The following is a 22,303-nucleotide window of genomic DNA, read 5'->3' as shown; positions in this document are numbered from 1 at the left end:
TTTATTCTTGAATTTCTTTTCTATATTTGTTAAAGAATTTTCAAACAAAACAGGGTATTTAACCGTTATGATTATAAAAAAGAATACACAAATATAACAAATGAGGATTTGGTTGAAACGAATAGGGATCGTATGCCTGATACCGGTGGTATTGGTTTTGTTGGTCTCTGTACTTTTATACATACCGCCTGTTCAGAACTTTGCCGTGAAAAAAGCGGCCTACTATGCCGGTAAAGCTACCGGGATGCAGATAGGGATAGAACGGATACGCCTTTCTTTCCCATTGAACCTGACGGTTCGCGGTGTAGAGGTATTGACTACCCCTGCCGATACGCTTTTGACATTGAAAAGCCTGACCGTAAATGTGCGGGCGCTGCCTTTGCTGAAAAAGGAAGTGCTGGTAGACGCGATCGATCTGGAAGGCGTGAAAGTAAATACGGGTACCTTTATCGAAGGCATGGAGATAAAAGGGGTACTCGGGCGCTTGTATGCCAAAGCTGACCGTATTAACCTGTCGAAGGAGAAGGTGACACTTAATACGATCGACCTGTCGGATACGGCAATCACTTTGTTGCTGAACGATACGACGACAAAGGCGGATACGACCTCTGCCGCCGTCAATTGGATTTTGAGCCTGCAAAAGATCAATCTCGACCGCGTAGCGTTTGCCATGCAGATGCCTGCGGATTCGTTGCGTCTGTCAACCTATATCGATAAGGCGAGCCTGAAAGACGGTATCGTTGACCTGGGAGCTTCGCATTACGGGGCGGACCTGTTCACGCTGACCGGTTCCACCCTCGGATACGATGCCGACTATCAGGATCCGGTTGCCGGTTTCGATCCTTCACATATCGCTTTAAGCAACGTCACGATCTCGCTCGATTCGCTTTTCTACGGCGGACGGGATATCAAGGCGCGTATCCGCGAACTGTCTGCCGAGGACCGTTCGGGACTGACTATTTCGTCGCTGACCGGTAGTCTCCATAGCGATAGCACGAATATCAATGTTCCGCAGCTTTTGTTGAAAACCCCGTCGTCGGAAGTTCGCTTGCTGGCGATGGTTCCCTGGAGCTCTTTCGATGCGGATCCGGAAGGGAACATGCGGGTATTGCTGACCGCTTCGGTGGGAAAAGAAGACGTTATGACCTTTGCCGGTGAACTGCCCGTCGATTTTCAGAAAGCCTATCCGCAGAAACCGCTATCGTTGACGGCAGGTGTGGAAGGAAACTTATCTTCTATGCTTCTCCGTCAGTTGAAGGGCGAATTGCCGGGTACTTTCCGGATGGATGTTTCCGGTACGATGAAGTCGCTTACCGACAGTATCCGTCGTTCGGGAAAACTGAACCTGAAAGCGGAGACGGGAAACCTGGAGTTCCTTTTGAGTATGCTTCCGGCTGCCGAACGCCACCGGTATAATATCCCTTCCGGTATGACGCTGACCGGTGAGGCTGCCTTGAAGAATAATGAGTACCAGGCAGACCTCCTGTTGCGGGAGGATAAAGGGAAGGTGCTGCTGACCGCCAGCTTTGATCCGGGCAAGGAGGCCTACAAAGCCGACTTGAAAGTCGATAGCTTGGAGCCGGTCCATTTTATGCCGCTCGATTCGCTGTATTATCTGACCGCTTCCATACAGGCGGAAGGAAAGGGTTTCGATCCCTTCAAGAGTTCTTCATGGGCGAAGCTGGACGGGAAACTGACGGATATCCGCTACGGAAATTATAATGTATCCGATGTGACTATGGACGGTTCGCTGGAAAAGAATTTCCTGAAGTTCGACCTGTTGAGTAAATACCCGCTGGCGGAAATGGACCTGACACTGAATGCCACGTTGTTGAAGAAAGAGATCCAGGCGATGGTGATTGCCGATGTCACGAATTTAGACCTCTACGGCATGCATCTTATGAATGATTCGCTGGCTACCTCTTTCCAGCTTTTTGCGGAGGCGGAAACGGATATGGGGAAGAACAATCGGGTCGATGTCACGCTGGGAAACTGGGAACTGATCACTACGACAGGCACGTACAAGCCGAAAACGCTTACCCTGCATGCCCAGAGCACGAAGGATACCACCCGTGTCTCCTTTCATGCGGGCGACCTGGGGATCGTGCTGACCGGTAACTCCGACCTGGAAACGATGACCGGCAAGTTCAACAAGATTTCCGAGGGACTGAACAAACAGCTTGAAAAAGATTCAATGATCAATATCCCTGCTTTCAAACCGTTGTTGCCGGATATGCATTTGGCGGTGTCGGCGGGGAAGGATAATCCGATCTATAATATATTGCAGCAGGCGAACATCTCGTTCAATAACCTGAGCCTGGAAGCCTTTACCTCTCCTGAAGAAGGTTTCCGGCTGGATGCGGGCGTCTATAGCCTGATGCAGGACACGACACGGATCGATACGATCAGTTTTGCCATCCGTCAGGACTCACTCGGTCTGCTGTATGATGCCGGGGTGATCAAGACGAAATTCCGCCAGCAGGCTCCTTTCACAGCCGGAGTCAAGGGGAAGATCCGGAATACGTTTGCCGATGCCGAAGTGCTGTACACAGATGGAAAAGGGGATACGGGTATTCTGCTCGGATTGCGTGCCGACAAGGTGGAGGAGGGGATCAACCTGCATCTCTTCCCGGACAATCCGATCCTGGCTTTCCGTCCTTTCAAACTGAATCCGGATAATTATATTCTTTATAAGAATGAGAAAGATATTGCTGCCAACGTTCGCCTGTCGGGTGATGAGAATGCCTCTTTGTGGATTCATTCGCTGCCCGAAAAGGATAAGATGGAGGAACTGCATCTCGAATTGAGCCAGATCAACCTGGACGTTATCTCGAAAGCATTTACGGAGATACCTGCCATGCAGGGGATACTGAGTGCGGATATGCAGTACGCGCCGTCGGACAGTTCATTCCTGGTGGTGGTCGATGCGAATATCGACAATCTGATCTACGAAGGCGGACGGGTAGGGGAACTGATGTTCAGTACCGTTTATCTCCCGCTGGCGGATAATAAGCATCAGGTCGATATGCACTTCTTTCGCGATCAGAACGAAGTGATGTCGGCGACTGCCCTTTATAAGATGGGGAAAGAAGATCATTTGGACGGAACGCTCGACGTGACGCATCTGCCGTTGGATATGGTGAACCCGTTTATCCCTGATAATATGGCATCGCTGAACGGCGTACTGGAAGGAAATATGACGATAAAGGGCAGTAGTAAGGCGCCCGAAGTGAACGGATATATCGAGATGGATTCGACCTCGATGTTCGTGACCGCCGTGGGAACCAGTTTCCGGGTGGATGATAAGCAGATCGTGGTGAAGGACAACAAGATCCTGTTCGACGAATACCATATCCATGCCGCGGGAAAGAACCCGTTTGTGATAGACGGTACGGTCGATTTCCGGAATCCGTCACGGATGATGGCAGACTTGAAACTGACCGCTGACCATATGCAGTTGCTCGATGTGAAACGGAATAAGGAAAGTATGGTGTATGGCAAGTTGCTCGTCAACCTGGCATCGACGGTGAAAGGTCCGCTCGATGCGCTGATGATGCGTGGCAGCCTGCAGCTGTTGGGCGGAACGAACGTGACTTATGTCATGAAGGATTCTCCGCTGACTGTGCAGGACCGCCTTTCCGACCTGGTGACTTTCACCTCTTTTGAAGATACACTGGTGAACCGCCGCCGGCAGGAAGCTCCGTTACCTTTGGGCGGTCTGGATATGTTGCTGACGATACGCATCGACCAGTCCGTACGGCTGAATGCGGATATCACTCCTGACCGCTCCAGCAAAGTGGAACTCGAAGGTGGGGGCGACCTCTCTTTCCAGTATACCCCGCAGGGTGATATGATCCTGAACGGACGTTATACGCTTTCGGGCGGTATTGTGAAATATGCTTTGCCGATCATCCCGTTGAAGGAATTTAATATACAGGACGGCAGTTATGTGCAATGGAGCGGCGATCCGATGGACCCGTATTTGGATCTGACGGCTACCGAACGCATCCGTACTAATGTAACCCAGGATGGTAGCGGTTCGCGTATGGTGAACTTCGATGTGGGTATTGCCCTGAAGCAACAACTGGAGAATCTGGGCTTGCAGTTTGTCTTGACGGCTCCCGAAGATCAGTCCATGCAGACGAGTCTGAACAGTATGGGTGAGGATGAACGGACGAAACTGGCTGTCGGTATGATTATTACCGGAATGTATTTGGCAAACAGCAGCGGTGGAAAGCAGAACTTGAATATGGGGGCCGCCCTGAACAGTTTCCTGAACAGCGAGATCAGTAATATTGCCGGAAGTGCCCTGAAGACGGTCGATATCTCCTTCGGTATGGATAGCTACGACGAGAATGGCGACGGAACAGGCGGACAGCGGACCGATTATAATTTCAGCTTTGCCAAACGTTTTTGGAACGACCGTATCCGTATCGTGCTGGGCGGCCGTATCTCGACCGGCGAAAATGCAAGCAACAGCAACCAAACACAGGCATTTATCGACAATGTTTCGATCGAGTACCGTTTGGATGCCAGCGGAACGCGCTATGTGAAGTTGTTCCACGACAAGAACTACGAAAGTCTGTTGGAAGGGGAGATCACGGAGACAGGTGTCGGTATTGTCCTGCGCCGCAAGATGCTTCATATGCGGGAGTTGTTCAACTTTAAGAAGAATAGACCTAAACCGGTTTATGAGGAGGAATGATGAAAAAGAAAGATATACTATATAGATTGTTGGAAGTTACCATTTGTTCCCGTAACAAACAGTATTCATTTCCCCTCTTGAGAGGGGGTAGGGGGTGTGTCATCTTCTCCCTTCTCTTGTTCTTATTAGCCTCCTGCTCAACTACCAAAAACCTCCCCGAGGGTGAAGTCCTTTATACCGGAATCAAAAAGATCGACGTTACCCACGACGATCAGACGACCGCCGGCGAGGATGCCCTTGCTGAAGTGGAGGGCGCTCTTGCCTACCCTCCCAACAATGCCCTGTTGGGAAGTTCGTCCATCCGCGTGCCGTTCCCTTTCGGCCTGTGGGTCTATAACGCTTTTGTCAATAGGAAAGGAAAGGTCGGAAAATGGATTTTCGACAAGCTGGCAGCCAAGCCGGTATTCATCTCGACGGTGAATCCCGACGTGCGTATCAAAGTGGCGCAGAACCTGCTGAAAGAATACGGCTACTTCAACGGTACGACTTCTTTCCAGGTGGATACCAACCCGAAGAATGCAAAGAAAGCCAAACTGGTCTACCAGGTGGAGATGAACCAGCCTTATACCTATGACAGTATCCGTTATGTCAGGATGCGTCATAAGATGGATACGCTGGTACAAAATACGATAGGCGACCGCCTGCTCCGTGATGGGGATAACTTCAACGTAACGAATTTGGAAGCCGAGCGGCAGCGTATCACCTCTCTGCTGCGTAACAATGGATTCTATTATTTCCGTCCCGAGTTCATCACTTACCAGGCGGATACGATCATGAACCCCGGTAAAGTGGCACTCCGTGTCATGACGAAGCCGGGTCTGCCGCGTGCGGCTCTCCGTCCGTGGACGATCGGTGATATTTCCGTCTGGCTGAACGGCTATAATAACGAGCCGCCGACCGATTCGATCCGTTATAAAGATATGACGGTCTATTACGAAGGCAAACTGCGTGTCCGCCCGTCGGTACTTTACAACCGCCTGCGTTTCCATTCCGGCGACCTCTATTCGCAGGAGAGTCAGCAGCGGACGCAGACCAGTTATTCGCGTCTCGGCATTTTCCGGTATTCCGAAATGCAATATATCCCGCGCGATACGGCTCGTCGCCAGGATACTCTCGACCTGAAGATCAATACGGTTTATGACCTGCCGCTCGATGGCGAGCTGGAAGTGAACGTGACATCGAAGAGTAACGACCAGCTAGGTCCGGGAGCTATCTTCAGTGTGACCAAGCGAAACGTGTTCGGTGGAGGTGAGACCTTCGGCGTACGTTTGCGCGGTTCTTACGAGTGGCAGACCGGTAAGCGGGTGGACGGTGCCAAATCGGCTATCAATAGCTGGGAGATGGGATTGAGCGGGACGCTGACATTCCCGCAGTTGCTGTTCCCCGGAATGATGAAAAAGGATGGCTTGTATCCTTCGAGTACCTCGTTCCGCCTGTATGTCGACCAATTGAACCGGGCGCGTTTCTTTAAGATGCTGGCCTTTGGTGGGAATGCTTCGTACGATTATCAGTCGTCTGCCACCAGCCACCATTCGATCACGCCGTTCAAGCTGACATACAATCTGCTCCAGTCGACGACGCATGAGTTTGACAGTATAACGCAATATAACCGTGCCCTGAAGCTGAGTTTGGAGAATCAGTTCGTACCAGCAATGGGGTATACCTATACCTACGATGATGCCCCGATCACTTCCAAGCGGAATCATACCTGGCTGCAGCTGTCCGTTTCACAGGCGGGTAACTTGTTGGCTGCCGGTTATGCTATTGCCGGACAGAAATTCAATGAGGAAGGAAAGCATTTGTTGGGGAATAAATTCGCCCAGTTCGTGAAAGGAACGGCGGAGGTCCGTTACAATTATAAGATCGGTCATAACCAGCACCTGGTCGGCCGTATGATGGCGGGAGCTATCTATAGTTACGGAAATGCCCGCATATCTCCTTACAACGAGCAGTTCTATATTGGTGGGGCGAACAGCCTGCGTGCTTTCACGATCCGTTCGATTGGTCCGGGCCGCTATCGTCCGGAGGAAAAGAATGCATACAGTTATTTGGATCAGACCGGCGACCTGAAGTTCGAAGCCAATCTCGAATACCGTTTCCCGATCCTGGGCGACCTGCACGGGGCGGCTTTTATCGATACCGGTAATATCTGGCTGATCCGTAACGACGATCAACGTCCCGGCGGTCAGTTGAAATGGGGCCGTTTCCTGAAAGACCTGGCACTCGATGCCGGTGTCGGTTTGCGTTACGACCTGACCTTTATCGTTATCCGTTTGGATATGGGTATCCCTCTGCATGTCCCTTACGAAACGGATAAAAACGGTTATTTCAACGTTCCCAAATATACTCCGGGCTGGCACCTGGCAATCGGGTATCCGTTCTAACAGTTGATAGTAGACAAGTGACAGTTGACAATTTTAGCTTCGAAATAAATTGGTTGAAAGCCGAAATAACTGTCAACTGTCACTTGTCAACTGTCAACTAAAATGGCAGGTCGTCGATCGGATTAGCCGGACCGAAATCAGGAGCAGCCGGTGCTGTCGGTGCAGAAGCCGGTGCAAAATTATCCGGAGTCATAGCACCCGGTGCAGACTGAGGAGCCATCGTCATCGGACGGTCTACCTTCCATGCGTTGATATTTGTGAACCAACGTCCCTGATATTCACGGCTATCTATATCGAATGATACGGTCAATTCTTCTCCGGGTTGTATCGCTGCCTGTTCGATGCGGTCGGCACCGAAGATCTGGAAGCAAACTTTCTTAGGGTATTGGTCATGTGTTTCTAATACGTACTCCTGTTTTTTCCACTCGTTTCCGTTTTTACTTGTGCCGCCCTGTACTGGCAGTACGGCAATAATCTTTCCCGTAATTTCCATATTTATTGTTCTATTAAATTGTCGGCGAAGGTACACTTTTCCGGCGTAACCTGCTAATTGTTTGGCTTAGATTTTCTCTTCCTGGGGGATTTCGGAAGGGTCGAGGGCATCGAACGCGGCTTTCATCGACAATAGTTCTTCCTTTATTTGTTTCAGTTTATTGACAATCTCTTCCTGCCGGATCGTTGTCTCCCTGTTATCTTTCAGTTTTTGCCGGGCACCCGCCAGCGTCATGCCCCGTTCCTTGACTAGATGGAAGATCAGACGTACCGCGTCGATATCTTCCTGCTTGTAGAAACGGGTTCCTTTGGCCGTCTTGCGCGGGCGGATAATATCAAATTCTTTTTCCCAAAAGCGCAGGGTCGATTCGTTCACGTCGAACATCTGTGCCACCTCGCTGATGGAGAAATACAGCTTCAGATTTTTATCTTTATTTAATGCCATCGTCTTAAAGATGTTTAATCCATTACCTGTCCATGGTTTTCTGCGATCTGGATCATACGGTCGTATTCTTCCGGAGTAAGATCCATATAGTAATATCTGGACGGGTTATCATGTTTGCCACGTACTATCACTTCGTAATGCAGGTGTGGACCGGTTGATTTTCCGGTATTTCCGACTTCACCGATCACTTCTCCGCGCGTCACCTTCTGGCCGACACGTTTTTTGAATTTGCTCATGTGTCCGTAAAGTGTCTGGAATCCGTAGCCGTGATCGATCATCAGACAGTTACCATACCCTTGTTTCCAGGCGGCAAAAGTAACCACGCCGTCACCGGTCGCATAAATCTCCGTTCCGACTTTGGCAGAGAAGTCCATCCCCGAGTGGAAACGGGGGGTCCGGTAGATCGGGTCGATACGCACCCCGTAACCGGAAGCCGTACGGCGCAGGTCCTTATTGGATATGGGCTGTATGGCAGGTATACACCGGCTGCGTTCTTCCTGGTTCTTTCCCAGCTTGATCAGCTCCTCCAGGGAGTTGGACTGTATATATAGCTGCTTGGACAGCATATCCATCTTCTGTGCGGTAGAGACTACCAGTTCCGGGTTAGGCAGGCTCATCAGATGTTCGTAACGGTTGGTTCCTCCGAAACCGGACTTGCGCACCGATTCCGGAATGGATTCCGCCTGGAAGATTGCGCGATACAGATTTTCATCGCGTTGCTGGATGTCGTCCAGGACATCCAAGGCATTCGTCAGACGCAGGGAGAGTACTTCGTATTGGGTTTGCAGCAGTTTGTTCTCTTTCTTCAGCAGCGATTCGACCGGCGAGTCGATCGTGTACATCAGGATAAAAAAGACACCGATACCGATTGCCGCACCGATACTCAAATGACGGAGCACAATGAAGAAACGGTCTTTGGCGGAGGGGTAAACGCGCTCGTAACTGAGCGTGTTCGGGTTATATAAGTAATATGTTTTTCTTGTTTTAAACAGTTTCATTGAATATTTTATTGCTTGGATACGTGCAAAAATAATAATTTGCAGTACTTTTGCAAATTGTTTTTCAGAATATTAACGAGAACTATATAAATAGATTATGTTGACAGCAAAAGAAATCCGTGAATCGTTTAAAGAGTTCTTCGCTTCCAAGCAGCACCAGATTGTACCGTCTGCTCCAATGGTAGTGAAGGGTGACCCGACATTGATGTTCACCAATGCGGGCATGAACCAGTTTAAAGATATAATCCTGGGAAATGTACCTATTAAGTATTCTCGCGTCGCGGACTCGCAGAAATGTCTTCGTGTAAGCGGAAAGCATAACGACCTAGAAGAGGTAGGACACGATACCTATCATCACACCATGTTTGAAATGTTGGGAAACTGGTCGTTCGGTGATTATTTCAAGAAGGAAGCGATCGGATGGGCATGGGAATATCTGGTAGATGTTCTGAAGCTGGACCCGAAACGTTTGTATGCAACTGTATTTGAAGGAAGTCCCGCCGAAGGTTTGTCGCGTGACGATGAAGCTGCCGGATACTGGGAGCAGTTCCTGCCGAAGGATCATATCATCAACGGTAACAAACATGATAATTTTTGGGAAATGGGTGATACCGGTCCTTGCGGTCCCTGCTCTGAAATCCATATAGACCTCCGTTCGGACGAAGAACGTGCTGCCAAGAGCGGTGCCGAAATGGTCAACAAAGATCATCCGCAGGTGATCGAGATTTGGAACCTGGTGTTCATGCAGTTCAACCGTAAAGCGGACGGTTCGCTGGAACCGCTGCCTGCCAAGGTGATCGATACAGGTATGGGATTCGAACGTCTGTGTATGTCCCTGCAGGGTAAGACTTCCAATTACGATACCGATGTCTTCCAGCCGATCATCCAGGTCATTGCCGGAAAGACCGGAACAAAATATGGCGAGAACAGACAACAGGATATCGCTATGCGTGTGATTGCCGACCATATCCGTACGATCGCATTCTCTATCACAGACGGTCAGTTGCCGTCGAATGCCAAAGCCGGTTATGTGATCCGTCGTATCCTGCGCCGTGCCGTTCGTTACGGTTATACCTTCCTCGGTCGCCGCGAAGCATTTATGTACAGCTTGCTGCCTGTCCTGATCGAAACGATGGGAGATGCTTATCCTGAACTGGTTGCCCAAAAGACGCTGATCGAGAAAGTGATCAAGGAAGAAGAAGAATCATTCCTGCGCACTCTGGAAACAGGTATCCGTCTGCTGGATAAGAAAATGGAAGAAACAAAGGCTGCCGGTAAAACCGTTATCAGCGGTGTGGATGCCTTTACATTATATGATACTTACGGATTCCCGTTGGACCTGACTGAACTGATCCTGCGTGAAAACGGTATGGAGGTAAATATCGAAGAGTTCAATGCCGAAATGCAGAAACAGAAAGAACGTGCCCGCAATGCTGCCGCTATCGAGACAGGCGACTGGGTGGTTCTGAAAGAAGGTGAAGCCAAGTTCGTTGGTTACGACCTGTTCGAATGTGAAGCCGAGATCCTGCGTTACCGTAAGATCAAACAGAAGAATAAAGAACTTTTCCAGATCGTCCTGGACCAGACTCCGTTCTATGCAGAGATGGGCGGACAGGTCGGTGATACCGGATGGTTGATCGCTGACGATGAGAAACTGGATGTAATAGATACCAAGCGTGAAAACAACCTGCCGGTACATTTCGTCACTCGCTTGCCGAAAGATGTAACGGTTACGTTTACGGCTAAGATCAATGAAAAGAAACGTATCCAGTGTGAATGCAATCACTCGGCTACCCACTTGTTGCACGAAGCTTTGCGTGAAGTGCTGGGAACACATGTCGAACAGAAAGGTTCTTTCGTTTCTCCCGAAGCCCTTCGTTTCGACTTCTCTCACTTCCAGAAAGTGACCGACGAGGAGATCCGTCAGGTAGAAAAGCTGGTGAGTGAAAAGATCCGTGCCAACTTCCCGCTGGAAGAGCACCGCAATATGCCGATCGCACAGGCTCAGGCTTTGGGTGCTATGGCTCTGTTCGGTGAAAAGTATGGCGAAGAAGTACGTGTGGTTAAATACGGTTCTTCTATCGAGTTGTGCGGTGGTACGCATATCCCGGCAACCGGTATGATCGGTTCATTGCGTGTAGTGGCAGAAAGTTCCATTGCAGCAGGTGTTCGCCGTATCGAAGCGGTGACGGCCGAAGGTGCAGAGAACTATACATTCATGTTACAGGATTCAATGCGTGAACTGCGTGCTTTATTTAATAATGTACCTAACCTGGCGCAGACGATCCGCAAATCTATCGAAGAAAATGCGGAACTGAAAAAACAGGTGGGCGATTATGTGAAGGAAAAAGTCGCTACGTTGAAGAAAGAACTGATTGCGAAAGCGGTAGAACGTCACGGTGTGAAAGTGGTTGTCTACCGTGGCGAAGCCAATGTGGATGCGATCAAGGACCTGGCATTCCAGATCAAGGGCGAAAGCAATACGGATGAAAAAGTATGCTTCGTAGCCGGAATTAAGGACGGTGCCAAATGTGCTTTGATGGTTATGTTGAGCGAACCGCTCGTAGCCGATGGCTTGGATGCAAGCAAGTTAGTGAAAGATGCTGCCAAACTGATCCAGGGCGGCGGTGGTGGCCAGGCTCACTTCGCAACTGCCGGAGGTAAAAATTCGGATGGTTTGGCTCAGGCTGTCGACCGGATACTGGAAGCGGCTGATTTGAAGTAAGAAGATAATACATACATATCTTATCCGGGGTGGTTCCTTTTCAAAAGGGATCACCCTTTTTTACAGGCAAACTCGTCCGCGGCTTCTCTTTTCCAATTATCCTATGGGCACATTCTTTAATTGGCGCATTATTTATATCTTTGTATTCATACTTTTAAAACAGCGGATATATGGAAACGATGCCGATCAGAAAATTCCCTATCGGGGTACAGGACTTCACCAAACTGCGTGAAGCTGATTTCTTATATGTGGATAAAACAGCGTTGGTATACCGTTTGGCGGTTACCGGGGCACAGATATTTCTGAGCCGTCCGCGTCGTTTCGGTAAAAGCCTGCTGCTTTCCACCCTCGAAGCCTACTTCCTTGGAAGGAAAGAGGTGTTTAAAGGACTGGCTATGGAACGGCTCGAAAAGGACTGGACGGTACATCCGGTGTTGCTGTTGAGTCTTAATGCCCAGTTTTATGAAGATAAGCGAAGCCTGGAACAGGTGTTTGAAGGTCATTTTATCGAGTGGGAAAAAAAGTATGGTGCCACCGATAAAGAACTGGGGTATGCCGGGCGGTTTATGCAGATTATCCGGCAGGCGAACGAAAAGACCGGGCAGAAAGTAGTCGTTCTTATCGATGAATACGATAAACCTCTGCTCCGTAGCCTGACCGACGACAGCCTGCACCGTCTTTACCGCGAGATGCTGACCGGCTTCTATACCGTATTGAAGGATGCCGACCGCTACCTGCGCTTTGTCTTCATTACCGGCGTGACTAAGTTCTCACAACTAGGTGTGTTCAGCAATCTCAACCAGTTGAAAGATATCAGTATGGTTCCCGAATATGCTTTGATCTGTGGTCTTACCCACGAAGAGATCGAGCAGAACTTCCAGCCCGACCTGGCCGCATTGGGAGAAATGAATGGGTTGACCTATGAGCAGACAATGAATGAACTGACTCGTCGGTACGACGGGTATTATTTTTCCGAGTTTCAGAGTGAAGGTCTTTATAACCCCTTCAGCTTGCTAAACGCACTTGACCAAAAAAGGTTTAGCAACTTTTGGTTTGCCACCGGTACTCCTACCGCCCTGGTAGAGATGTTGCAGAAAACCGACTACGATTTGCGCCAACTGGACGGAATGGAAGTACCCGCCGCCATGTTGACCGACTACCGGATGGATTTCAAAAACCCGATACCGGTAATTTATCAGAGCGGTTATCTGACAATAAAAGGATATGATGCTGATTTGAATTACTATATATTGGGCTACCCAAACGCCGAAGTGAAATATGGCTGGTTGAACTTTATCGCTCCGTTCTATACTCCCGTATCGAGTTTGGAAACGCCTTTCTACATCGGTAAGTTCACAAGAGAACTACGCGATGGAGATGTTGAAGCCTTTATGACCCGTTTGCGTGCTTTCTTTGCAGGCGTACCTTATGAATTGAACGACCAGACGGAACGGCATTATCAAGTGATTTTCTATCTCGTGTTCAAATTGTTGGGACAGTTTGTTGAAACGGAGGTGCGCAGTGCTTTCGGGCGTGCCGATGCGGTGGTAAAAACAACCGACCGTATTTACGTATTCGAATTTAAGCTGAACGGCTCTTTAGATGAAGCCCTCAGTCAGATTGACGATAAGGGGTATCTGATTCCTTATACTGCCGATGGTCGCCAATTGGTGAAAGTGGGTGCTTCTTTCGATCCTGCCACCCGTAATATCGGAGAATGGAAAGCGGTTTCCTGCTGAAATTGCCAAATCCTGCATCGTTCGATTTTCTTCTTATTATATATAGGCTGTCGTGGTTCGCGATGGCCTTTTTTATTCTCCGAAAAGGGCTGAATAAGGCCTTTTAACATTTACTTTCTCGAAGCCGAAATCCTACGTATTGATTATTAAGCTTTCTGCAAAAGTCAAAAGCCCTGGAATCCAGGAAAGTGAAATGGTGTAAAATGGGATATAATGGATTGTAAAGTAGTTTATTACGAAATGGTCAAAATGACTAATTTTAACGTTCCTTTAAATTCGTCAGCAAAGTTACTGCATTTTTCCAAACCGCCAATACTTTCCCAAATAATTTTCCTTTTCCTATATCCTTTCTTATCAACCGAATAGCAAAGTTTGTACGAAATAGCCACTTCAACTCACGAATCCCCAAAAAATGACGAGAAAAAAGGAACGTTTAAACTAGTCATTTGACATTTCGATAGTTCAAGCGGGACTGGTGAAACGGTTTTTAAGTAACACTATTATTAATATTAAATTAAAGATTATGAACAAAAAGTTTTCTACGCTTTTAGCTGGCTTCTTGCTGGCTACGACTGTTGGAAATGTGAATGCTGCATTGACAGGTGCTACTGCATTTGAAAATGGTAAGGCTTACATTTTATCAAATGGTACTCAGGCTTTGGCGGTAGATGCTGCTTCAAAAGGAGCAACTCCTAAATTGAAAGTGGTGACAGATCCGACAGCTACAACTTCTTTAGAAGACTTGCAAAAATCATTGTGGCGTGTAAATGTAACTCCGGGTGTAAATGGTGCTAATCCAACTTATACTTTCGTGAATGTTTACACAGGTACTCCATTGGCAGCAGCTTCAACGAAAGCTGTAGATGCTGTTGCTGCTACCGATCAAGTTGAAATGGGCGGTGATATTACTGCTTGGCAAAATGATCCTGCATTCAATCCGATTACGGCAACAACTGCCTTCCCATTGTACAGCACATTTACCAATGCAGGAAAAGACTCTGCTTATGTATTGTCTTTGAATGCATCTGCTGCTAATGGCGTTGCTGTAGGTCTGATCAAACGTGCAAAAAACGATATTGCAAGCGCAACGAATGATTTGGAAGTGAAACCTTATCAGGCTCCGGGTATTGTTTTAAATGCAAATGATTTGAATACAAAACTGGGTACAACTGCTGCTGGAAGTTTCAAGTTGACATTTACTCCTGATGTTGAAAATACACAGTGGGGAAATGTTTTGGCTGGCGAACTGAAAGCCGAAGCTGGAAATATGGCTTTCCCTGGTTCTGTAACAGCTGCAAATTATGTTCGTTTGAAAGATGCAACAGCTAATAGTAAGAAATATGTATATGTTGATACTACTTATGTTGCAACTCAAAATGTTGAGGTAAGAAACAGACGTCTTAAATTGGTTTTAGCTGAACCAAAAGGTATCGATGGTTCTAATTTCGGAGCTATTATGCAGAACAGAGGTCATTTCATGTTTACATATTTTGCAACAAATGATTCTTTGACAATTGATGTGGCAAATGCTACGGATAAGAACTATCAGAGAGCTACTTTAGGTTCAAGTGTTGTTAATTCAACTGATGCAGAAACATGGAAAGCTTGGGCTGCTGCAATTACAACTTGGGGTACAGGAAATGAAGGTCTAACTCAGGTTGCAGGAAATAACCTTGTTAAGTTAGTTTACCTTACAGAAAAGACATCAACTACAGATGCTCACTCTGAAGTAACAGTTGGTGCTCCTGAAGACGTAACTGGATCTGCAGCTAAAACTCTTCGTACTCGTATCTCTTTAGGTATGCCTCAGAACTATACCCCTGGTGTTCCGGCTGATGGTGTATATATCATTAAAGTAAAGGCAACCGGTGCAAATGCTGTGAATAAAGACGGTCGTTACTATATTGATAATTTGGCAGGTACTACCGAATTGGCAATCAAGGCTGTTCGTCAGAACTATCAGGATATGCCGGCTGCTCAGTGGGTTGTTAAGTCTGTTGGAACAATTGCAACAATCACAAACCGTGAGTTCAAGAATCAATTAGAAACTCCAGCTTTGATGTATAAAGCAGGTGATAACTACTTCTATTATGGTAAAGATACAATGGAATTTATCCCGGTAACAAAGACTGATGATTCTAAGCTAGGTTATAAGTATTTGTCTGCTGATACTTTGTCTGACCATGTATTTACTTTCAACTATCTGCATGAACTGGCAATGGATAAGCCTATCAATACAAAACTGGCTTCTGACTCTGTTGTTTGGGTTGATAAAGATGGAAATAAGATGACATTCTCTTTGGAACGTCTGATTGATGATACGTATGGTTACACGGGTGGTTTAACAGGTGTTGCTAACCTGACTCGTTCGGTATACTATATTAAAGTAAATGATGCTTCTAAATTGCAGAATGACGGTCGTTATCTAACTTATGATGAATCTCGTAAACAATATGTTGTTAAAAACTATGCAGGTAAGAACATTTCTTCTGCACGTAACTATGTAGCTTTAGAAAATGTTGGTACTGCAACATCTGTTACAATCAATAATGTAGCTACTACAACTACAACTTCAGCCGAAGCTTTAGCAGCCTTAAAGACAGAAGCTCCGATGCCGTTCTTCTTGAAAGAAAACAACGAAGTTGAAGGTGGTGCATGCTACTATACTTTGGTCCCTGCAGAATTGGCAGTAGTTAAGAATGGTGATTATCTGAAATTGGTTGTTAAGGATGAAGATTATAAACCGGCTGTTATTACTGCATTTACCGATGCTGATCAGAAAGCAACATCCACTGAAGGAGCAGTTAATACTACTGCTACATCTGAATATGCAACAGTAAAAGTCTCTGTTGATAACAATACATTGGCATTGGTTAATGGCGTTATTAATGATGGTAGTGCAGAAGAAGTAGCTAACTCTGCTTTTGCAGTGGTTATGGATAACACGCCGTTGTATCGTCGTTTCAATGATGCAACTGTAGGTGAAAATGCAGATGATACACCAAACGTATTGAAGTTCTTCCGCGTAAACAGTACTGCAAAAGAATATCTGTATGAAGATGGTCATAGCAAATACTCTGAAGGCTTAGGTGTTAATTTCTTAGGAGTAGAAGGTAAAGGTGATGCTAAAAACGCAGCAATGTATGTTGACACAGCTTATGTAAATAGAGGAACAAAGATGCCGCAGTATATGCTGGTTCTGAATCCGACAATTGTAAAAGCTGACACAGTATGGTGTAATGCAACATCTACTCATAAACATGCAACTTTGGCTGATTCTTTAGCTTGTCCTCATACAACTATTACTCGTGGCTTTGTAGAAGGTCGTTTCTTGATTAACTTACAGGATTCTGCTGATGCTGTGACAACTCCATATGCAAATAAATATTTGTGGAATACGAAGTACACTCGTTTAGGTTTTGTTGAAGGTAAGCATATCGGTGATACATTGTTCATCGCTAAAGCTGCTAAGCAAGACACAATTCTTTTGAATAACAATAAGCATAAAAACGCAGTCTTCTCATTCCGTTTCTTAAAGAATGATTCAAATGATTTCTTGATTGAATCAGAAACTCAGAAAAATGGTGCTAATATAAAGAATTCTAAATTGGATGTAGTTAGTATCGCTCCACAGAAAGGTGGTTGGGTTAAGATTCAGAATGGTGTACCTGTAATTGCAAACTATCAGAGTTATTCTGAAGCTGGTTTGGACGCTGAAGTTTTCAATGTTGAAGCAACAGATGAAGCTCCTACGGCTAATGATGCTATCGCAACTGCTGAAGTATCTATTGTTGCTGGTAACGGTACAGTTACTATTAAGGGTGCAGCAGGAAAGAATGTAATTATCACTAACGTTCTTGGTCAGACAGTTGCTAACACAGTTCTTTCTTCCGACGAAGCTACCATCTTTGCTCCTGCAGGTATCGTAGTAGTAGCCGTAGAAGGCGAAGCAGCTGTTAAAGCAATCGTAAAATAAGAAACTATTTATAATCAATAAATTAATTGTTAATGACCGCGTGTAGGGGCGGTTCACGAACCGCCCCTACAATTACCCTGCGACAGGCGAACAAGCAGTCAGTATTAATACTAAAGTAATGAAATAAAGTTCTTCTGTTCTGACCCCTGTGAAGGGTGACGGCAGGCAAAAACAAGCCCCGGTGGATTTATTTCCGCCGGGGCTTCGTTGTTAGAAAAAGGTTTCACCTTTTTCAGTTGACAGATGACAGTTGACAAGTGACAGTTGGGATTCGTGTTCGGTAAATAAGTCGGCTTTCAGCCCACATAACTGTCAACTGTCACTTGTCAACTGTCAACTTCAGATATGTTTCATATCTGACAAAAGACGAACCATTCAAACTAAAAAACAAACAAAAATGAAAAAAAACTGAACGCCGCCCTCCTGACGGAGACGGCACAAGCCTTGAAGCTCCGTTGCGAGCTGCTCGAAGAAGAACTTCGGGAAGTCAAAAAACAGTGTAACAAACTTTCGCGATTGCTCGAACACGCCGTTTGGGAAGAGGATATGATAGAAGAAGAACTGATCGTATTCAACGGACCGACAGCCGATTTCGTCCGACTGATCGGCCCTCTGCTGCAGAGCAACCAGTGGAAGGTAAACGGCAAACGCGAAGTGAAACCCTTTCTGCGTGCACTCGACTCGGTGTTTCGCGTACGATACGACCCGGAGAAAGAAATCCTGACATTAGGTACGCTGATCAATGTCGTACAGAACTACCTCGACCTCGCCGCAGAAGACGAATCGCAGGAGTAAAGTCGACTACTTTAATGGAGCCCATGTTTTTCATAATAAAATACAAAATAATGGGCTCCATTCCCCGTGAATCATTACCTTGTATAGTGAAATAAAAGTGAATGCCATGATACAAGTAACCATGTACGCCCGTTTCAAAAAACGCCTGGGCGATGTTAACCTGATCGATCTCCTTTCCGATATCCGGAACGGAAAGTATGCTACCCCCATCAACCGCATCCGCGTCTGTATGGACAAAGACAATGCCGATGCCGCCGACACCCTGAAGAAAGGGCTACCTGCCATTACTGTCTCAGCTACCTATAGCGGACAACGGCTGGATAAGTTCATGAACCGTTACAACCCGCTTATCATTCTCGACTTCGACAAGCAAAAGAAAGAAGACCTTCCGCGCTTGCTCACACTGATACGCGAAGCCCCCTATACGGTGGCCTGCTGGATCAGTCCCCGCGGAATGGGCATCAAGGCCATTGTCTATTCGGCTGTCGGAATGGAGCTGATCCCTGCCAACCACAAAGCCATCTACAAGCGGGTAAAAGACTGGTACGAACGCCGCCTGGGCATCGAGGCAGACGCTTCCGGCAGCGATCCCGGTCGGCTCTGCATCGTCTCCTACGATCCGGGACTCTACCTGTCTCGCCGCTTCGAACCCTGGCTCAGAGGTGAGGGCAGTCCTCCCGAAGGATTACCGGAGATGGAAGCGATCGTTCCCAGCGAAGTGGCCCGCCTGCTCGCTTCCGCCCGCAAGAAGACTACCCGTAAAATGGTTTATGCCGAGGGTAACCGCAACAACTACGTCCACCTCTTTGCCTGCCATTGCAATCGTCTGGGCATTCGCCGGGAAGAAGTAGAGCGCTATGCCGCCGGATCGTTTGCCGACCTGTCCGGAGAAGAACGACTGCAGGCTGTCAGCAGTGCCTATGCACATACCGAACAGTTCGCGACACGGCCTGCACCGGTCTCTTCCGGGCGTGGAAACGGCTTTGTCACCCAGATACAGGAATACCTGACCGAACATTTCGAATTGCGTCGTAACGTCGTTCGCAACAAGGTGGAATATCGTTCCCGAAAAGGCGGAGAGGGAGCAGCCTTCTCGGCAGTGACCGACTACTGGGAAAACTCCCTTTGGTGTGCCTTGCAGAAATCCGGTGTGTATTGTCGCCTGTCCGACCTGCGCTCAGTGATCCATTCCGATTTCAGTTCCGAATATCATCCCTTTCAGGATTATTTCGATAACCTTCCGGAATGGGACGGCGTAAGCGACCCTATCGCTTCTTTGGCGGCAACGGTCGACACGACCCGTCCGGAGTTTTGGGCAAAATGCCTGAAGAAATGGCTGGTGGCAGTTGTGGCATGTGCCATCGATGAGCGGGAGACGAACCACTCGGTCTTGTTACTGAGCGGAGCACAGGGATTGGGCAAGACTACCTGGCTGCGCAACCTGGTACCTCCCGCACTCAGAGGCTATATGTATTCGGGCAATCTCGACCCGACTGACAAGGACGCGTCGCTGATGATGAGCGATTGCTTCCTGGTAATCCTCGACGAACTCTCGGGGCAGAGTAAGATGGAGCTGAACAGGATGAAGGCGATGATCACGAAAGACGCGATCCTCGAACGCCGTCCGTATGCCCGCAATGCGGAGTCGTTTGTGCGCCGTGCCTCCTTTGCCGCCACGGTCAACGACAGCCAGGTGCTGACCGACCATACCGGTTCGCGCCGTTTCCTTTGCTTCGAGACGTTGCGCATCGACTATACCTCGGCGGTCGATCATAATGCGATCTATGCCCAGGTGCTGGCACTCTATCGGGCCGGCTTCTGCTACTGGTTTGCCAACAACGACATTGCCGAGCTGAACGACAACAACGAGACTTTCCAGCAACTCTGTCCCGAAGCCGAGTTGTTGTTTACCTACTTCCGCAAACCCACTCGTTTTGAGAACCCGCTTTTGCTCTCCGCCAGCGAAATCCTGACCCGAATAGCCGAAAGAACCCGCTTCCATGTCACCACAACAAGCGTAATTCAGCTCGGAAAAGTGTTAAAATGCTTCGGCTTTACGTCCGTTTTGAAGCACGGAAAGCGTCTTTATCATACCATTGAACTGAATCATGATCAGGTAGTAGCCCGTCAAAAGGGTTTTGGGTGCGATTCGGAAGGATTGGAGAAGGAGATTGATAATGAGCGTGATATGTTGGTAAATGCCTCTGAGCCGAAGTTGCCGTTTTAAGAAATGGGTGGAGATGGGTGGAGGAAAAATGCTATTTTCCAAACTTTTGTATAATATGTTCCTTGTTCTTTTTACGACACCTTCGTAGATGGGGCAAGGAACATACTTTTTAGAAAGTTTCAAAAAAGGGGATTTACCTCCACCTATCTCCACCCATTCCTACTGAGTGCAGCAGCCATTTCCTGTGGCTCCGGCACTCACTGTCAGCAGCTCCGGCACCCACCGGAAACAGCTGCGGCAGCCGGCAGAAACAACTGCGACAGTCATTTCCACACCGTCTCAAGGTTCTCCCAGGTGCAGGATGATACATTCCACCTGTTTGGGGGTAAAGCTCCGGGCACCGGTATGATAACCCAGTTCGATCAATTTCACCTTTAGTACGCCATGATAGTTTATCCATCGCCAAAGTTGCATGATAGCACCCCGCCGGCTGAGATGCGGACTGTAGAGTTCCGCCAGTTCGCCTACTCCGTAGGATCGTATAATGAAGGTAGACTGTTCCATAAAATACTGACTTTTAATACTCTAAGATACGAATAATCAATGGGTATATCAAGTTTTACAGATGTTTTTTGTGTTGAAAAACAAAAAAGGGGATGCGTCCGGTAAATATTGTCTTATTTATCGGAAATAAACTGTCGCTTCGTCACACCCTGTCACCTCCTACATCAATGTCCCCTTGTGGCTGTCGTATCTTTGATATGTAGTTAATAATCAATTAAAAACAGCAAAGTTATGGCATTGCAGTATCATTTGGTTCTTCGGAAGAACCTCAGTAAGGATGTAGAGGCAGGAAAGGAGAAACTCTACTATGCACAGACCCGGGCAACGGGGACATGTACCTTCGAAGAGTTATGCGCCCTGGTGGCACAGAGTTCCACGGCGTCGAGTGGCGATGTGAAGGTGGTGATCGATCGTGTGATTGAGTTTCTTCTTCTGTTTCTGGCACGCGGTGAAGTGGTTCAGTGCGGCGAGTTCGGTACTTTCTAGTTGGTACAGACCAGTTCGGGAAGCCCTACGACCGAAGATTTCTCTTCTGCCCTGTTGTATCGGGCACGTCTTCGATTTCGTCCCGGCGAGAAGCTGCGTAATCTGATACAGACGACTAAGGGCGAGCGTTTTAAATTGGAGGAAACAAAATCTTCCGGATCGGATAATGAGGACGACCGTCCTGTTATCGAGTAGTGACTCTTTGAAGAGCATGCGCATGGACAAGCAGTCATTTACCCGCAAGTACCTCCCCGCCGCACGGTTGGCGGGTGAGCTGTACGGACTGAATCCGGTGGTTATCCTGGCTCAGTCTGCGATCGAAACCGGCTGGGGCGAGAGTGCCCTGGCTACCCTCTACAATAACTTTTTCGGACTGACGGGCTATGGTGTCGCCAATGCTTACTGGCATGGCGGGAAGACGGATCTGGATAAGCCGGACGGACTGCTGTTCCGCCGTTACGACAGTATCGAAAACAGTTTTCTCGATTTTGCCCGTCTGATAGCGACAGTCTACAAACAGGCGGCAGCCGTGAGCCATTATCCGGCGGCGTATGCCCGCGAGATTGCCTACAGCCGGTATATCAGTGAAGTAAACGGGGACAACCGGGAGGCCTATTGCCGGATGCTGGAAAGCATTTCCCGCTCGTTGGTTCCCATAGTGTATAATCTAAATAATGAAAAGGTATGAGCGAAAAAGAAAACAACAGCAAGGTGAGGACGATCCTCCAATTTATCATGGAGTTATTGGGGTTTCTGTTAGGACGAAAGAAGTAGTGTCGTCGGTAGGGGCGGTTCGCGAACCGCCCCTACCGACGACACAATGAAAC

Annotated in this window: 14 protein-coding genes; 10 read left to right on the top strand and 4 right to left on the bottom strand. The window is 47.7% G+C overall.

Features of this window, described 5'->3' with window-relative positions; translation table 11 throughout:
• Nucleotides 1-100 precede the first annotated feature (100 nt).
• On the top strand, nt 101-4,705 hold the full coding sequence (locus tag P3L47_RS02965; protein WP_277782625.1) for a translocation/assembly module TamB domain-containing protein: 4,605 nt from the start codon (nt 101-103) through the stop codon (nt 4,703-4,705).
• Nucleotides 4,705-7,089: a translocation and assembly module lipoprotein TamL gene (gene tamL / locus P3L47_RS02960; RefSeq protein ID WP_277782624.1), complete on the top strand. Its 2,385-nt coding sequence runs from the start codon at nt 4,705-4,707 to the stop codon at nt 7,087-7,089. The genes P3L47_RS02965 and tamL overlap by 1 nt, the downstream gene beginning before the upstream one ends.
• 97 nt (nt 7,090-7,186) lie before the next feature.
• Here the strand turns inward: tamL and P3L47_RS02955 are convergent, their stop codons facing one another.
• The 3 genes from P3L47_RS02955 to P3L47_RS02945 all read right to left on the bottom strand — a co-directional run bounded on the left by P3L47_RS02955 (nt 7,187) and on the right by P3L47_RS02945 (nt 9,024).
• The gene (locus tag P3L47_RS02955) at nt 7,187-7,582 is read right to left on the bottom strand and encodes a DUF3127 domain-containing protein (RefSeq protein WP_122361117.1); all 396 of its coding nucleotides are present in this window, start codon (nt 7,580-7,582) and stop codon (nt 7,187-7,189) included.
• Between the two features lie 66 nt (nt 7,583-7,648).
• Entirely contained in the window at nt 7,649-8,026 is a 378-nt protein-coding gene (locus P3L47_RS02950; protein ID WP_122361116.1) for a MerR family transcriptional regulator, read from the bottom strand.
• A 14-nt stretch (nt 8,027-8,040) separates the two neighbouring features.
• Nucleotides 8,041-9,024 (bottom strand): M23 family metallopeptidase, encoded by a 984-nt coding sequence (locus tag P3L47_RS02945; RefSeq protein WP_122361115.1) that lies wholly within the window; start codon nt 9,022-9,024, stop codon nt 8,041-8,043.
• Nucleotides 9,025-9,121: 97 nt separating this feature from the next.
• On the opposite strand from P3L47_RS02945, the gene alaS reads away from it, so the two are divergent.
• From alaS to P3L47_RS02920, 5 genes are all read left to right on the top strand, one after another.
• Complete coding sequence (gene alaS / locus P3L47_RS02940) at nt 9,122-11,749, top strand: alanine--tRNA ligase (protein ID WP_277782623.1); 2,628 nt, start codon at nt 9,122-9,124, stop codon at nt 11,747-11,749.
• A gap of 170 nt (nt 11,750-11,919) precedes the next feature.
• On the top strand, nt 11,920-13,488 hold the full coding sequence (locus tag P3L47_RS02935) for an ATP-binding protein (RefSeq protein WP_277782622.1): 1,569 nt from the start codon (nt 11,920-11,922) through the stop codon (nt 13,486-13,488).
• Between the two features lie 523 nt (nt 13,489-14,011).
• Entirely contained in the window at nt 14,012-17,464 is a 3,453-nt protein-coding gene (locus tag P3L47_RS02930) for a DUF6383 domain-containing protein (protein WP_277782621.1), read from the top strand.
• A gap of 444 nt (nt 17,465-17,908) precedes the next feature.
• Nucleotides 17,909-18,259, top strand: a complete 351-nt coding sequence (locus tag P3L47_RS02925; RefSeq protein ID WP_277782620.1) for a hypothetical protein — start codon at nt 17,909-17,911, stop codon at nt 18,257-18,259.
• A 106-nt stretch (nt 18,260-18,365) separates the two neighbouring features.
• Nucleotides 18,366-20,486, top strand: coding sequence for a VapE domain-containing protein (locus P3L47_RS02920; protein WP_277782619.1), 2,121 nt, complete (start codon nt 18,366-18,368; stop codon nt 20,484-20,486).
• Nucleotides 20,487-20,765: 279 nt separating this feature from the next.
• On the opposite strand, the gene P3L47_RS02915 is transcribed toward P3L47_RS02920, so the two are convergent.
• Nucleotides 20,766-20,990, bottom strand: coding sequence for a DUF4248 domain-containing protein (locus P3L47_RS02915; protein ID WP_277782618.1), 225 nt, complete (start codon nt 20,988-20,990; stop codon nt 20,766-20,768).
• A 231-nt stretch (nt 20,991-21,221) separates the two neighbouring features.
• Here P3L47_RS02915 and P3L47_RS02910 point away from each other — a divergent pair, with 231 nt between their 5' ends.
• From P3L47_RS02910 to P3L47_RS02900, 3 genes are read left to right on the top strand one after another with little or no spacing between them, the layout of a single operon-like run.
• A complete protein-coding gene (locus tag P3L47_RS02910; RefSeq protein WP_277782617.1) occupies nt 21,222-21,476 on the top strand; it encodes an HU family DNA-binding protein in 255 nt (84 codons plus the stop codon).
• On the top strand, nt 21,477-21,671 hold the full coding sequence (locus P3L47_RS02905) for an HU family DNA-binding protein (protein ID WP_277782616.1): 195 nt from the start codon (nt 21,477-21,479) through the stop codon (nt 21,669-21,671). It begins immediately after the preceding gene.
• Nucleotides 21,672-21,693: 22 nt separating this feature from the next.
• Nucleotides 21,694-22,164 carry a glucosaminidase domain-containing protein gene (locus P3L47_RS02900; RefSeq protein WP_277782615.1) on the top strand — a complete coding sequence of 157 codons (471 nt, stop codon included), beginning with the start codon at nt 21,694-21,696 and terminating at the stop codon, nt 22,162-22,164.
• The last annotated feature ends 139 nt before the right edge of the window (nt 22,165-22,303 follow it).

It is taken from the genome of Parabacteroides chongii (genome assembly GCF_029581355.1).
Taxonomy (GTDB): Bacteria; Bacteroidota; Bacteroidia; order Bacteroidales; family Tannerellaceae; genus Parabacteroides; species Parabacteroides chongii.
This window is presented reverse-complemented; position numbering and strand designations above follow the sequence as displayed.